The 13591-nt window shown below is 73.5% G+C and carries 14 protein-coding genes; 5 read left to right on the top strand and 9 right to left on the bottom strand.

The window, feature by feature from the left end; all coding sequences use genetic code 11:
- Positions 1–22: 22 nt before the first annotated feature.
- Together ACFPL3_RS04355 and ACFPL3_RS04360 are read left to right on the top strand one after the other, a co-directional pair.
- Positions 23–955, top strand: coding sequence for a hypothetical protein (locus ACFPL3_RS04355; RefSeq protein WP_343938423.1), 933 nt, complete (start codon positions 23–25; stop codon positions 953–955).
- An 86-nt stretch (positions 956–1041) separates the two neighbouring features.
- On the top strand, positions 1042–1929 hold the full coding sequence (locus tag ACFPL3_RS04360) for a hypothetical protein (protein WP_343938425.1): 888 nt from the start codon (positions 1042–1044) through the stop codon (positions 1927–1929).
- On the opposite strand, the gene ACFPL3_RS04365 is transcribed toward ACFPL3_RS04360, so the two are convergent.
- The 3 genes from ACFPL3_RS04365 to ACFPL3_RS04375 form a co-directional block, all read right to left on the bottom strand.
- Positions 1904–2725: a DedA family protein gene (locus tag ACFPL3_RS04365; protein WP_343938427.1), complete on the bottom strand. Its 822-nt coding sequence runs from the start codon at positions 2723–2725 to the stop codon at positions 1904–1906. The genes ACFPL3_RS04360 and ACFPL3_RS04365 overlap by 26 nt on opposite strands.
- Positions 2726–2821: 96 nt before the next feature.
- A complete protein-coding gene (locus ACFPL3_RS04370) occupies positions 2822–4033 on the bottom strand; it encodes an MFS transporter (RefSeq protein WP_343938429.1) in 1212 nt (403 codons plus the stop codon).
- Entirely contained in the window at positions 4030–4962 is a 933-nt protein-coding gene (locus ACFPL3_RS04375) for an alpha/beta fold hydrolase (protein ID WP_343938431.1), read from the bottom strand. Before ACFPL3_RS04375 ends, ACFPL3_RS04370 begins: the two co-directional genes overlap by 4 nt.
- 83 nt (positions 4963–5045) lie before the next feature.
- Between ACFPL3_RS04375 and ACFPL3_RS04380 the strand changes: the two genes are divergently transcribed.
- Positions 5046–5630, top strand: coding sequence for a TetR/AcrR family transcriptional regulator (locus tag ACFPL3_RS04380; protein ID WP_343938433.1), 585 nt, complete (start codon positions 5046–5048; stop codon positions 5628–5630).
- Positions 5631–5642: 12 nt separating this feature from the next.
- On the opposite strand, the gene ACFPL3_RS04385 is transcribed toward ACFPL3_RS04380, so the two are convergent.
- Together ACFPL3_RS04385 and ACFPL3_RS04390 are read right to left on the bottom strand one after the other, a co-directional pair.
- Positions 5643–6533 carry a fumarylacetoacetate hydrolase family protein gene (locus tag ACFPL3_RS04385; RefSeq protein ID WP_343938435.1) on the bottom strand — a complete coding sequence of 297 codons (891 nt, stop codon included), beginning with the start codon at positions 6531–6533 and terminating at the stop codon, positions 5643–5645.
- A gap of 34 nt (positions 6534–6567) precedes the next feature.
- Entirely contained in the window at positions 6568–7740 is a 1173-nt protein-coding gene (locus ACFPL3_RS04390; RefSeq protein WP_343938437.1) for an acyl-CoA dehydrogenase family protein, read from the bottom strand.
- A gap of 239 nt (positions 7741–7979) precedes the next feature.
- Here ACFPL3_RS04390 and ACFPL3_RS04395 point away from each other — a divergent pair, with 239 nt between their 5' ends.
- Together ACFPL3_RS04395 and ACFPL3_RS04400 are read left to right on the top strand one after the other, a co-directional pair.
- Positions 7980–8480, top strand: a complete 501-nt coding sequence (locus ACFPL3_RS04395; protein ID WP_343938439.1) for a flavin reductase family protein — start codon at positions 7980–7982, stop codon at positions 8478–8480.
- A complete protein-coding gene (locus tag ACFPL3_RS04400; RefSeq protein ID WP_379588403.1) occupies positions 8477–9502 on the top strand; it encodes an alcohol dehydrogenase catalytic domain-containing protein in 1026 nt (341 codons plus the stop codon). Before ACFPL3_RS04395 ends, ACFPL3_RS04400 begins: the two co-directional genes overlap by 4 nt.
- On the opposite strand, the gene ACFPL3_RS04405 is transcribed toward ACFPL3_RS04400, so the two are convergent.
- Genes ACFPL3_RS04405 through ACFPL3_RS04420 form a run of 4 tightly spaced genes read right to left on the bottom strand, consistent with a single transcriptional unit; the run spans position 9487 to position 13584 of the window.
- Complete coding sequence (locus ACFPL3_RS04405) at positions 9487–11121, bottom strand: thiamine pyrophosphate-binding protein (RefSeq protein WP_379588404.1); 1635 nt, start codon at positions 11119–11121, stop codon at positions 9487–9489. The genes ACFPL3_RS04400 and ACFPL3_RS04405 overlap by 16 nt on opposite strands.
- A complete protein-coding gene (locus ACFPL3_RS04410) occupies positions 11118–11996 on the bottom strand; it encodes an ABC transporter ATP-binding protein (RefSeq protein WP_343946589.1) in 879 nt (292 codons plus the stop codon). The genes ACFPL3_RS04405 and ACFPL3_RS04410 overlap by 4 nt, the downstream gene beginning before the upstream one ends.
- Positions 11993–12778: an ABC transporter permease gene (locus tag ACFPL3_RS04415; protein ID WP_343946588.1), complete on the bottom strand. Its 786-nt coding sequence runs from the start codon at positions 12776–12778 to the stop codon at positions 11993–11995. The genes ACFPL3_RS04410 and ACFPL3_RS04415 overlap by 4 nt, the downstream gene beginning before the upstream one ends.
- Positions 12775–13584, bottom strand: coding sequence for an ABC transporter permease (locus ACFPL3_RS04420; protein ID WP_343946587.1), 810 nt, complete (start codon positions 13582–13584; stop codon positions 12775–12777). Before ACFPL3_RS04420 ends, ACFPL3_RS04415 begins: the two co-directional genes overlap by 4 nt.
- Positions 13585–13591: the final 7 nt, after the last annotated feature.

Here is a 13591-nt window from a genome sequence, read left to right on the forward strand (position 1 = left end):
CGACGTGGAGGAGCTCGATCCGATGCAGGCACACCTGGGCACCGCCCGTCGCCGACCCCGCCGGGTCGCGGCGGCCCTGGCCGTGCTCGCGACCACCGCCCTGGTGGCGTGCGGCACCGAGGTGCCCGGCACGCCGGAGCCCTGCGCCGTGTACAAGCCGGGCTCCACGGAGTGCGCCGACGGCCTCTCCGGCGGGACTGTGCCGGAGACCCAGGTGGTGGATGAGGGGCCGAGGTTCGACCCCGAGGTGGGGCGCATCGCGATCTCGGCCGACGGCAACCAGCACGACAACGACGACTGGGCGTCCGCACCCATGGCGCTGGCGATCCTCGCGCACCGCAACCTGCAGCCCAACCTCGTGCACTTCGACTACAACAACCACATCTGGGACTCCTCGGACGAGCACGTGGAGAACATGACCGAGAGCGTCCAGGAGGGCGCCGAGCGGTTCGGGTTCGACACGTCGCGGTTCTTCGACGACACCGACTCCGCCCAGCTCGAGGCCGGCACCGCGAACCTCGTCAAGGAGATCAACGCTTCCAATCCGGACGACCAGCTGTCGATCGCCCTCGCCGGCCCCGTCGAGACGGTCTGGATGGCGCTCGACGCCGCCGATCCGGAGGCCCGCAAGCACGTCGAGTGCATCACCCACGGCGACGACAGCTTCAACCAGACCCACGCCGACGAGGAGCACGGCGGCCACGACTACGAGGACCTGATCGACCTCGGCTGCGAGCGCGTGGAGATCCCCGACCAGAACTCCGGGCTCGGCCCGATCGACATGGACTTCTGGGACTTCCTCGAGGACAGCGGCGACCAGAACTGGGAGTGGCTGTACTCCCGCCTCGACATCGTGGGCAACGGCGACATCTCCGATGCCGGCATGGTGTTCTACGTGCTCACCGGCGAGGAGGACGCCGACCGGTCCGAGGTGAAGGACTACCTCCGGTCGTAGCCCCGGGACGTGCCCGCCCGGCCGTGACCGGGAGCACACCGCGATGATGATCGGCGCCTGCCGCAGCCACCGCCGGAGGGATCGCCTTGGATCGGCACAGCCTCGCCAACTCGATCGGCCACAAGGTCCTCGGTGCGGATGGGAAGATCGGGGGCGGCACGGGGCGGCCCAGCGGCTGGTGGTGGTTCACGTTCGCGCTGTGCGTGCTCTTCTTCCTCGCCACCCTGCTCCCCGGCGCTCTCGTCCTCGGGTACCGGCACCTGGGCTGGGAGCGCGTCGACGTCTCGGACGGCCTGCTCAGCGTGATCAACAACCCGTTCGTGTTCGCGTGGGGCGGGATGCTCCTGATGTGCGCGATGTGGATCCTGGAGTACACGCGGCGCGGCTCGATCGGGGTGGCGCGGCAGCGCGGCGAGAAGGCCCCCGCGGGGAGCTTCGAGTCCGAGATCCGCCTCCTGCCCACCCCGCTGCACCTGGTGTGGCTCGTCGTGCTCGCCGCGCTCTCGGGGGCGCTGCTCGTGCTCCCGTGGACGGCGGACGACGACAACGACATCTTCTTCTCGTGGCTGCTGTGGGGCTCGATCCTCACCCCGGTGACCGGCGCGGTGCTCGGGTCGCTGATCAAGAAGACGTCCTACGCCCGCTGGTACCGGCGGGAGGCGGCGAAGCACCCGGACGGTCGCGTCGCGCGCACGGTGCACCCGTTCTGGCGCTCGTTCTCCTACCGGTGGCGGCTGGACCTGTGGATCTGCGGGGCCGCAACGCTCGTGGTCGTGGTGGGCGCGGGGATCTGGTGGGCCCTCGCGTACCTGCCGGCCGACGACTTCGGCGACGCCGAGGACATCCACGAGGCCACGATCGTGGTCACCGCCCTGCTGGCCGTCGGCGTGCCGGCGCTGGTGTTCGGCCTGTGGTCGTGCACGCAGTTCTGGCGCAGCGGCCAGGACATCAGGACGGGTGAGTCGGCTTCTTGACCCGGGCGGCCCGGACCGACACCACGACCACCAGCGCCAGGGTGATCCACAGCGCGTACTTGTCGATCATGAGCACGACGTCGACCGCGTGCTGGCCCACCGCGTACCCGAGCCCGGCGACGAGCCCGGTCATCAGCAGGGCACCGATCGCGTCGAACACGAGGAGCGGCACCAGCGCCATGCCGGCGAGCCCGGCCAGCGCGAACACCGCAGCGGCGGGGACCCCGGGCAGCACCGCCGCCACGACGACCAGCGGCATGGCCCAGGCCGGCCAGGAGCGCACCCGGGACAGGAACCGCTTCGCGAGATCGCCGGGCGCGAACATCTCCACGATCTTCACGCCCCACCGGCGTCCGGCGAGCCAGAACAACCAGTCGAACTTGATCATCCCGAACACGCCCGCGACGACCACCAGCCACAGCTGTCCCTCGCCGATCCGGGCGAACGCCGCGCCCGCGCCGATCGCCGACAGGCTGCCGGTGGCCGCGCTCAGCACCACCGGGTGCGACGCCAGCAGGAACGGCCGCAGCGGCATCGAGGCCAGCATCACCGCGATGACCCCGAGCATGGTGAAGACCAGCACCTTGTCGCCGCGCGTCATGGGGTGCTCCCACGGCATGGCGGCGCGCCAAGCCTTCTTCGCCTCCTCGAGCTCCTCCGGCGAGTAGTCCTTGCTCCGCCGGCGCCACCGCTTGCGGGGGGCGTCCGCGGACCCCTCGACCGCGGACACGTCGATGCGAGGCAACGGAGCCGTCTCGGCCCCCGGATCGCCCGCGCCGCCACTCGCCCCCGTCATCGCACCCCTTCTCGCTCGAACATCCCCTCGCCCCACCGAGTGGACACCCTGCCGTAGCGGCACGGTCAAGGCGGGGCGGCACGCGAGTCACGAGTCTCACACCGGCTCGTCCGAGGCGGGGCCCGGGGAACCGAAGGCGCGGGCGCCACCCACCCCGGCGACCACCGCGCCCAGGACGATCACGGTGGCGATGAGCGCAGAGGCGGTGCGGGCGTCGAGCACCTCCCCGGCAGCGCCGAGGGCCAGTGTGGGCAGCACGTTGCCGGCGTAGGCGCACAGGAAGTACGTCGCGAGCTGGTCGGCCCGCCGGCCCGGCTCCGCCACCCGCTGCGCGACGCCCAGGCCGCGCCGGAACGCGAGCCCGAACCCGGCACCGGCGATCGCCGTGCCGGCGACGAACAGCGCGGGTGCACCGATCAGGAGCGCCAGCTCGTACACGGCCGTGCCCGACGCCAGCGCGGCCGCGCCCGGCCACACCCGGTCGACGAGCGCTGCCGGCGCCAGGGTCTGCCCGGCCAGGGCCGCCCCGAAGAGCAGCGCCACGACCAGCCCGGGCAGGAGCGGGTCCACCAGGCCCAGCCCGTCCCGCAGGAACGACGGGACGAGCGAGGAGAACAGGCCCGTGACCGTGAAGGCCACGAACACGCCGGCCGCCGCCCACCCGAAGGCTGCGCGCCGATCATGCCCGGCGGGCAGCAGGGGGCGCCGGAACGCCAGCCCGCCGCCGCGCCGCTCGGTGACGGTCTCCGGCACCCCCGACAACGCGAGCCCGCAGCACCCGACCGCGACGAGGTAGCCGGCGTAGAGCACCGCGACGGTCCCGAGGTCCTCGCCCCCGACCTGGAGCGCGACGGCAGCCACCGCCACGCCCGACCCGAGTCCGCCGACGTTGCTGACGGTGGCGACGGTGGCCGCACGCCCGGGCGGCCCCAGCTCGGCGAGCGCGGCCGACGCCGCCGTCGCCGTGAGGCCCGCCCCCACGCCACCGAGGACGCGCGCGGCGAGCACGACCAGCACGTCCGGCGCGGCGAGCAGCATCCCGGCGCTCACCGCCGACAGCCCGAGCCCGGCGAAGAGAGCGATCCGTCTGCCGGCGCGGTCGGACCACGAGGACAGCAGCGTCAGGCTCGCCATCGTGCCCGCGGCGTAGAGACCGAAGGCGACGGTGATGACGAACGGGCCGAAGTGCAGCTCCTGCGCCCAGATCCGCCACAGCGGGATGGGAATGGTCCCGCCCAGCATCACCGCCGCGTACACCAGCGCGACCACCGCGAACGCCGCCCGGCGCGGGAGCCGGAGCTCGGTCACAGCGGGCGCCGTAGGAACGGGAGCAGCTCGCCCAGGAACTCCTCCGGCGCCTCCTCGGCCGGGAAGTGCCCGCAGCCGTCGAGCACCCGTGGGGTGACGTCGTCGGCGACGGCCGCCATGGTGGCGCCCACCGCCGCGCCGAGCGACTCGCTCCCGCCCACCGCCAGCACCGGCACGGGCAGCCGCGTGGCCCGGCGCGCGGTGTTCTGCCGGACCGTCTCGTCGATCGCCCGGTACGGCTCGAAGCTGGCCCGCAGCGCATCCGGGCCGGCGGCCAGCGCCGCGACGTAGACGTCCACCGCGTGCCGCTCCAGCGGCCGTCCGGCGGCGGCCTTCGTGGCGAACTGGTGGCCGAAGTACAGCGCCTCGCGGCCGCGGACCAGCTCCTCGTTGAGGCCGCCGAGGCGGTTGAAGCCGAAGTGGAAGAGCCGCTCGTTCGCCCCGGCGGGCCCGAAGAACGCCGGGTCGGCCGAGACGCCGGGGATGGCGGCCTCGGCGACCGCGAGCCGGGTGACCCGCTCGGGGTGGTCGGCGGCAAGGGCGAACCCGATCCACATCCCGACGTCGTGCCCGATCACCGCGTACTCGTGGTGCCCGAGCCGCTCCATCACCGCGGCCAGGTCCGCGGCGAGCGAACCGGTGTCGTAGCCCGCGGCGGGCTTGTCCGAGCGTCCCGATCCGCGCGGTTCGACGGCGACCACCGTGTGCTGCCGCGCCAGCGCGGGCAGGACGTGCCGCCACGCGTACCACGTCTGCGGCCATCCGTTGATCAACAGAAGGGCAGGGCCCCGGCCGCCGACCACCGCGTGGTGGCGCAGCCTCGGGGTTCTGACCAGCAGGCTCTCGAAGGTGTCGGTGAATCCGGGCGGCAGTCCCGGCTCCTGCGGAGGGCCGAGGCGTTCGATCGCGTCCGTCGTCGTGATGTCCATGCCCGTCGACGCTAGCCATCTTGAACCGATCAGTACATGATAATGTGGTACCGATCATTCCAAGATGACGCGCGGGAGGGCGCATGGTGGGACGCAAGCAGTTCGACGTCGACGAGGCGGTCGAGCGCGCCATGACGGTGTTCTGGCAGCAGGGCTACGCCGAGACCTCACTCGACGCGCTGTGCGCCGCCACCGGCCTGGGCCGCAGTTCGCTCTACGGCACGTTCGGCAGCAAGGACGAGCTGTTCCGCCGCGCCCTGGACCGCTACGGCGCCCGGTACGGCGACCGCTTCGAGGCCGCCCTCGCCGCACACCCGGACGACCCGGCCGACGCGGTGGAGGCGTTCCTCGGGGTCACCGTCGAGCGGATCACCGAGCCGACGGTGCCCACCGGCTGCCTCATCGCGCAGTCGGCGATCGAGGTCGACACGCTCAGCGGTGCCAGCGCCGCACGCGTGCGCGAGCTGCTCGACCGTCAGCGCAGCCGGGTCCGGGCCGCGCTCGGCGAGCCGCGCGGCGTGCCGGATCGGGTGCTCGACGACGTGGCCGCGTTCGTCGTGGCGGCCAACCAGAGCCTGGCGGTGATGAGCCGCGTCGGCTCGCCCGAGCCGGAGCTGCGCGCCATCGTCGCGTTGACGGCGGGCGCGGTCGCCTCCTCGCTCGGATGAGGCGCCGCCCTCTCAGACCACGCCGACCGTCATGGAGCCGATGCGGCTGATGCTCATCTCGAGCTTCTCGCCCGCCCGGATGGCACCGACGCCGGGCGGGGCACCGGTGAACAGCACGTCCCCGGGCAGCAGCGTCATCACCGACGAGGCATAGGCGACGATCCGGGGCACCGGAGTGAGCATGTCGGCGGTGTTCACCGACTGCCGCACGTCGCCGCCGCAGGTGAGGCGGATGTCGAGGTCCGCGCCGTCGCCGATCTCGTCGGTGGTGGCGATCCAGGGGCCCAGCGGGCTGAACGAGTCGTAGCTCTTGCGCCGGGAGCGGTCGGCCGCGCTGCGCACCGTGATGTCGAGCCCGGCGGTGAAGCCGAGCACGTGGTCCATCGCCCGCTCCTCCGGGATGTCCCGCCCGCCCGCACCGATGACGACGACGAGCTCGGACTCGTGGTGGACCTCGTGACCCGCGGCGACCACGTCCGGGGGCAGGACGACGTCCGCGCCGGGGCCCACGATCGAGGACGGCGCCTTGAGGAAGACGTCGAACTCCATCATCCAGGACTCGACCCGGCCGAGCGTGCGCTGCTGCACCCCGTGCATCTCCGCCACGTGCTCGCCGTAGTTCGAGGCGGTGGCCACGATCTTCGACGGCCCCAGCACCGGAGCGCGCAGCGCCACCTCCTCGACCGGGCGCGCCGGGCCGGCCGCCGCCGCGTCCTCCAGAGCGCTGCGCACGCCCGGGAAGTCCCGGCACAAGGCCCGCCACCAGCCCGCGGTGACGGGGTCGGGGTCGTGCGGCCACGGCAGCGCGGCGGTGACGTCGGTGACGGTGGCCCCCTGCGCGGACGTCGTGACCACCCCGAGCCGGGCGGTGCCCTCCGGGGCGTCGAACAGGGCGAGCTTCATGGGTTCCCCTCGTCGGGTCGGTCGGGCCTGGCGGTCACTTCAACGTGAAGTGCACCCAGCGCTGACCTTCGGCGAGCCCGGCGAGCTCGCGGCCCGCCGCCTGCAGGATGACCGGCGAGGACGAGATGTGCTGCGTGCCGCCGTGCACGTCGCGGAACAGCCGCTGGATCGTGCCGCTGCGCAGCGCCGCGGTGCCGCAGTTGCGGTAGACGAACTGCGCGATCCCGTGCACGGACCAGGTGGCGTTGTTCAGGGCCACGCGGTTGAGCGTCTCCAGCCGCAGCGGGATCCGCTTGCCCGCGGCGAGCGTCGCCTCGATCTCCTCCCACACCTCGTAGAGGAGCGCGCCCGCCGCACGCAGCCGCACCTCGGCGCCCGCGTACTGCTCGTGGAACGCGTCGCTCTCGGCCTGGGAGCCGGGGCGGCCTGCCTTGGCCCGCACCGCCGCGCTCAGCTCGTCGAGGAGGCGCCGGCCCACGCCCAGCGCCCACCCGCCGTGGTTGATGCTCGCGAAGTTGCCGATGCCGATCCGGTACAGGTCCCCGCCGGTCACCGGCTCGGTGGAGAGCGAGGGGTAGCTGTGGTTCGACGGGACGAACAGGTCCTCGAGCGTGTAGTCGATGCTTCCGGTGCCCCGCAGGCCCAGCACGTCCCAGTTCTCGATGAACGTGACCTGCTCCACCGGCACGATGAAGAACCGGTTCTCCCCGGTCCCGGTGTCGGTGGCCGCCGTGTGCAGGTGGGTGGCGTGCTTGATCCCCGAGGCGAACGCCCACTCGCCGCTGATCCGGTGGCCGCCGGGCACCGGCACCGCCCGGCCCGGCCGGGTGCCCTGGCCCGCGATGCCCAGCCGCGGGGTGCGGAACAGCTCCCGCGCCGTGTCGGCGTCGAAGAACGCCCCGGCCAGGCCCGTGGCCAGCCCGAGCGCCATCGTGACCCACCCGGCCGACGGGTCGGCGTGGGACAGCACGCGGAACAGGTCCATCGCCTGCCGCGGGGTCATCTCCGCACCGCCCAGCGCGCGCGGGGTGAACACCGAGACCGCGCCGCTGTCGAAGAGCGCCTCCACCACCGGCTCGGCGAGGCGTCCCTCGCGGTCGCCCTCCTCGCCGTGGGCGTCGACGAGGCGGTGCAGCTGCTCGACCCGGCGAAGGACCTCGGCGGCGTCGAGCGTCGGTGCCGCCTGCGTCTCCCCCACGGTCGTCATCCGCTGCTCCTCCGTCATCGGGTGCACGGGTTCCGCACCCACCTCTCGACCGAACATATGGGACCGCCCGACCGAAGACGACGACCCGGTGATAGGTATCGAGTTCCGAACGATCACCGAGCGGAATGAGCACCACTCATGCAATTCGGTGATCAGACCGAGGAAATGACTATTGGAGTTGCACACGGGTGTGCGGGTAGACAGATCTCCGGCGGGGCCACCGAGGGAGGAGACCCGGAATGACGCTCGACCCGGACCTCTTCCGCGCGGTGTGCGGCACGTTCGCCACCGGGGTCACCGTGGTGGCCGCACAGGGCCCGAACGAGCCGCACGGCAGCACCGTCAACTCGTTCGCGTCGCTGTCGTTGTGCCCGCCGCAGATCGTGGTCTGCCTGGCTCGTTCCTCCCGCACCTGGAACGCGGTGGAGGCGGCGGGCGCGTTCGCGGTGAACATCCTCGCGGCGGGCCAGCGCGACGTGGCCCGGCTGTTCGCCTCCGGCGAGCCGGACAAGCTCTCCCGGGTCGACTGGGCGCCGGGGCAGAACGGCGCGCCGCTGCTGCGCGGGGCCGCGGCGCAGCTGGAGTGCCGGCTCACCGGGGTGTTCCCGCAGGCCACGCACATTTTGCTGATCGGCAGCGTCACGCACGCCGCGCACCGCACCGACGCCCATCCGTTGATCTTCTTCCGGAGCCGCATGCACGACGGAGTCGGCCCGGCCCCGGCGGGGACCCGGCCGTGAGGGCGCTGCGGTGGGGCGGGCCCGGCGCGATGGTCGTCGGGGAGGTCCCGGAACCGGTGGCCGGCCCGGGCGAGGTGATCGTCGACGTGGAGCTCACCGGCATCTGCGGCTCCGACGTCAGCGCCTACCTCGGCACGATGGGCATCGCCCGGCCCGGCGACGTCCGCGGGCACGAGTTCGCCGGCACCGTCGGGGCGCTCGGACCCGGCGTCGATGCGGGGTGGCGCGGCCGGCGGGTCACGGTCAACTCGCAGGTCACCTGCGGGCGCTGCTGGGCCTGCGGCTCGGATCGGGACAACCTCTGCCCGGACCTGCAGATCATCGGCGTGCACCGGCCCGGGGCGTTCACCGAGCGCGTGGTCGTGCCCGCCCGCAACCTCGCCGCCGTCGACGACGCGGTGCCGCTCGAGCTCGCCGCCACCGCGGAGCCACTGGCCCAGGCCTGCCACGACGTGCGGCTGGCCCTGGCCGCGCAGCCGAGCACGGCGCTCGTGATCGGCGCGGGCTCGATCGGCGGGCTCGTCGTGCAGGCCGCGCGGCTGCTCGGGATCCCGGAGATCGCCGTCGTCGAGCCGGACGAGCGGCGCCGCGCCGCCGCCCTGGACGGGGGCGCAGGCGCGGGGTTCGACTCCACCGACGTGGCCGCCGGGCCGGCCGCGGCGCGGCCCGAGGGCGGGTTCGACGTCGTGCTCGACGCGGTCGGCTCGGGCGCCACCCGGCAGGCCGCCGTCGACCTCACCCGCGCGGGCGGGCGCGTGGTGCTGGTGGGCCTGCACACCGACGTCAGCGAGCTCGGCTGGTTCTCGGTGATCCGCCGGGAGATCTCACTCGTCGGCGCGAACTGCTTCGACCGGTCCGACTTCGACCGCGCGGTGTCCTGGCTGCGCGAGGGCCGGATCCGGCCTCCGGCCACGGTGCACCGGGCCGGGCTCGGCGACGGGCCGCGCCTGTTCGCCGACCTCGCCGCTGGCCGGGCGGACGCGGCCAAGACCTACCTGGTGCCGCGTCACGCGTGGTCGTAGATCGGCGCTCGCACGTCCCGGCTGATGTGGCAGTCGAGGAACAGCGGGCCCGCCGCGCGGTCCCACCCGGCCACCGCGCCCTCCAGCTGCGCCACCTCCCGGATCGCCGCGGCGTGCGCGCCCATCCCCCGGGCGACTGCGGCGAGGTCGGTGTAGCCGAAGACGGCCTGCTCGAGCGGCACCGACCAGTCCTTCATGTGCTGCAGCTCAGAGCCCGCCGCACCGTCGTTCATGCACACCACGAGCAGCGGCAGCGCCTCCCGGACGGCGAGCTCGAGGTCGCCCAGCGTCAGCAGCAGACCGCAGTCCCCGACGAACAGCACCGACAGCGCGTCCGGGTCGGCCACCGCGCCTGCCGCGCTCGCCCCGAGCGCGCTGCCGACGGCGCCGAACTCCGGCAGCCAGATCAACGACCCCGGGCGGTCGTGGCGCATGTGCATGATCGGGAAGCTTCCGAAGTGGCCGTTGTCGATGAAGATCCGCCGCGGCCTCGGCAGCACCCGGTCCAGCTCCGCGCTCACCGCGCGCGGGTCCATCCGGCCGGGGCGGGAGATGTCGCGGAACGGCGCCACCGCGGGTGCCACCGCCGCGGCGCGGTCCACCCCTGGGCGGGCGAGCCCTTCGACGAGCAGCGCCGTGGTCTCCCGCGCGTCCCCGAGGACGGCCACCGTCGGCGGGTCGAACGCCGTGAACGCCGCCGGGTCGTGGTCGACGTGCACCACCGTGCGGCCCTCGACGAAGCGCGAGCGGCGCGTGTGGAAGAAGTTCAGGGCGGTGCCCACGGCCACGAGGCAGTCGGCCTCCTCCAGCACCGCGGCCGCTTCCGGCGTCGCGAGGCCCCCGACGACGCCGAGGTCGGCCGGGTCGTCCGCGAACAGGCCGACCGCGCGCACCGTGGTGGCCAGGTGGGCACCGCAGGCCGCCGCGAGATCGCGCAGCTGCGCGCCGGCCGTCACGGCACCGCGACCGGCCATGACCACCGGGCGTCGGGCGGCCGCGATCGCGTCGACGGCGGCGCGCACGGCGGCGGCGTCGGGCCGGGCGGGCGGGGCGACGGGCGCCGCGTCCGGCACGTCGGCCGGGGCGCTCGCGGGCGCGGTGTCCAGGCCGGCCGGCACGACGTAGACGACCGCGCGCGACTCCGTGGCCGCGAGCCGGTGGGCCGCCACCAGATCGGCGGCCGCCGTACCCGCGCCCGCCCGGACCACCGGGATGCCCAGCGGGTCGAGCAGCACCGCGGGGTCAAGGCCCTGCACGCCACCGGCGAACGGCGACTGCCGGGCGGACAGGTTCGACGAGTCCGCGGTGACCAGCAGCAGCGGGGTGCGCGCGCGGTGCGCCGTCAGCAGCGCGGTGACGGCGTTCGTGAAGCCCGGGCCCTGGGTCACCGTGCACCAGCCGACCCGCCCGGTGACCCGGGCGTACCCGTCGGCCGCGCCCACCGCGCCGTTCTCGTGGCGCAGGTGGTGCACCGCCACCCCGTGCCCGGTGACGAGGTGGTGGATCAGCCGGAGGTTGCCCGCGCCCATGAGCGTGAACACGTCCGTGGCCCCGAGCTCCGACATCGTCGCGGCCAGCTGCTCGACGACCGTGCCCGTGGCCTGCGCGGTGCTGCTCACCGCGGCATCACCAGCGACAGCAGGTGCTTGCGCAGGGCGAGGAACTCCTCGCTCGAGCGGGTGCCCAGCTGGTCGCGGTCGGGGCCCAGCGGCACGTCGAGGATCTCCCGCACGCGGCTCGGGGAGCCGCTGAGCACGACGATGCGGTCGGCCAGGTAGATGGCCTCGTCGATGTCGTGGGTCACCAGCACCACGGTGATGCCCGCGTCCCGGCGCACCCGCAGGATCAGGTCCTCGAGGTCGAAGCGGGTCTGCGCGTCCACCGAGGCGAACGGCTCGTCCATCAACAGCAGGTCGGGGCGGTAGGACAGGGTGCGCGCGATCGCCACCCGCTGCTGCATGCCGCCGGAGAGCTGCCACGGGTACTGCCGCTCGACGTGCCCGAGGCCAACAGCTTCGAGCACCTCCTGCACGCGCTTCTCCCGGTCGGGCCGGGGCACCTTCCGAGCACGCAGCGGCAGGTCGATGTTGCGGCCGTTGGTCAGCCACGGGAACAGCGAGCGCCCGTAGTCCTGGAACACGACGCCGACCTCGTCGGGCACCGCGGTGAGCTCCCGGCCCTCGAAGCGCACGGTGCCGCTGCTCGGCGCGGCCAGCCCGGACATGCAGCGCAGCAGCGTGGTCTTGCCCGCGCCGCTGGGCCCGACCACGCAGACGAACTCGCCCTTCGCGATCGAGAAGCTGACCTCGTCGATCGCCGTGCGCTCGTCGGGGCGGCCCGCGTTGAACACCTTGTGCAGGCCCTGGACGTCCAGCACGGGGTGGTCCTGGGCGCCGGGTCCGCCCGCCGCGGCGGTGCCGAGGGTCCGGGTCATGCCGTCTCCGATCAGGTCGTTCGCGTCCGGGGAGCCGGGGAGCGGGGAGGGACTGCTCATGCCGGGACACCGCCGATCCGCCGCGAGCCGTGGTGCCATGCCAGCATGCGGCGTTCCAGGCCCATGAAGGCGTAGTTCAGGGCCGTGCCGACCACCGCGAGCACCAGGATCCCGGTCCACATCGTGGTGATCGCGAAGACCGTCTGGGCCTCGAGGATGAAGTAGCCGATCCCCTCCTCGGCGGCCACCATCTCGCTGACCACCATGAGGATGATCGAGACCTGCAGGCTGGCCCGCAGACCCGCGGCGATCTGCGGCGACGCCCCGGGCAGCACCACCTGCCACACCGTGCGCAGCGACCCGAAGCCCATCGCCCGCGCGGTGTCGAACTTGACCTCGTCGACGCCGCGCATGCCGTCGAGCGTGTTGAGCATGGCCGGCCACGTCGCGCCGAAGGCGATCAGCGCCATCTGCCGGATCTCCCCCAGGCCGAACAGCGCGATCATCGCCGGGAGCAGCGCGGGCGCGGGCAGCACGTAGAGGAAGTAGACGATCGGGTTGGTGGCCCGGCGCAGCACCGGGATCCGCCACAGCAGGGCGCCGCCCAGCACCCCGAGCACCGAACCGCCGACGAAGCCGACCGAGAGGTTGCGCAGGCTGGGCAGCAGCTGCCACTTGGCATCGCCCAGCACCCACTCGTCCACGAACTCGTCGAGGATGTCGGCCAGCGGCGGGAAGTACGGGGAATCGCTGGTGGCCGAGGCCACCCACCACGCGGCGAGCAGCACCACGGGCAACCAGACGGCCAGCAGCAGCCGGGCCCAGCGCGGACGACCGGTCATCGGGCCTTCAACCCCCCGGTGCCGACGCCGCGTTGGCTCTCGTGCCAGTGCATGCCCTTGCGCTCCAGCAGGAAGAACGCGCCGGTCAGCAGGATGCCCAGGGCACCTGCCACGAGGATGTAGGCGTACATCGTGGGATAGGCGCTGACCCCGGCGTTGCGGGCGAAGAGGATCCGCCGTCCGATGCCCTCGGCGCCACCCACCAACTCCGCGACCACGGCGAGGATGAGCGCGCTCGCCGACGCGATGCGCAGCCCGGTGGCGACGTAGGGCGACGCGCTGGGCAGCGTCACGGCCACGAACCGGCGCAACCCGCGCACGCCCAGCGCCCGCGCGGTGTCCGACACCGTCGGGTCCATCGCCCGCACCCCGTAGATCACCTGGACGACCAGCGGCCAGAACGCACCGAACGCGATCAGGAAGACCTTCATCCCGAGCGTGGAGCCGAGCACGAGGATCACGAGCGGCAGGATCGCGATCGCCGGGATCGCCTTGAAGATCTCGATCACGCTCGCCGCGCTGCGCAGCGCCAGGTCGTTGGCCCCGAGCGCCGCGCCGACGACGATCGCCAGCACGGCGGCCACCACCAGTCCCACAGCCCAGCCCTGCAGGGTGGCCCCCACCGCGCCCCACAGCTCGGCGGTCCCGAGCGCGGCACCGAGCGCGGAGAAGGTGTCGGTCATCGTGGGGAACTGGTCGGGGCGGAACAGCCCCGACGCGGTGACCGCCTGCCACCCCACCAGCACCACGAGCAGCGTTGCGCCCGGTACGAGCGCCGGGCGCGCGTACCTGGTCACGGTCTGCACCGGCTGA

Origin of the sequence: Pseudonocardia zijingensis, assembly GCF_042657305.1 — a bacterium.
In the GTDB taxonomy this organism is placed as follows: domain Bacteria; phylum Actinomycetota; class Actinomycetes; order Mycobacteriales; family Pseudonocardiaceae; genus Pseudonocardia; species Pseudonocardia zijingensis.

Coding starts and splice junctions, on each gene's coding strand:
- ACFPL3_RS04355 (WP_343938423.1), top strand. CDS start 23: ATGCAGGCACACCTGGGCACCGCCCGTCGCCGACCCCGCCGGGTCGCG.
- ACFPL3_RS04365 (WP_343938427.1), bottom strand. CDS start 2,725: ATGACGGGGGCGAGTGGCGGCGCGGGCGATCCGGGGGCCGAGACGGCT.
- ACFPL3_RS04375 (WP_343938431.1), bottom strand. CDS start 4,962: ATGGACATCACGACGACGGACGCGATCGAACGCCTCGGCCCTCCGCAG.
- ACFPL3_RS04380 (WP_343938433.1), top strand. CDS start 5,046: ATGGTGGGACGCAAGCAGTTCGACGTCGACGAGGCGGTCGAGCGCGCC.
- ACFPL3_RS04385 (WP_343938435.1), bottom strand. CDS start 6,533: ATGAAGCTCGCCCTGTTCGACGCCCCGGAGGGCACCGCCCGGCTCGGG.
- ACFPL3_RS04390 (WP_343938437.1), bottom strand. CDS start 7,740: ATGACGACCGTGGGGGAGACGCAGGCGGCACCGACGCTCGACGCCGCC.
- ACFPL3_RS04395 (WP_343938439.1), top strand. CDS start 7,980: ATGACGCTCGACCCGGACCTCTTCCGCGCGGTGTGCGGCACGTTCGCC.
- ACFPL3_RS04410 (WP_343946589.1), bottom strand. CDS start 11,996: ATGAGCAGTCCCTCCCCGCTCCCCGGCTCCCCGGACGCGAACGACCTG.
- ACFPL3_RS04415 (WP_343946588.1), bottom strand. CDS start 12,778: ATGACCGGTCGTCCGCGCTGGGCCCGGCTGCTGCTGGCCGTCTGGTTG.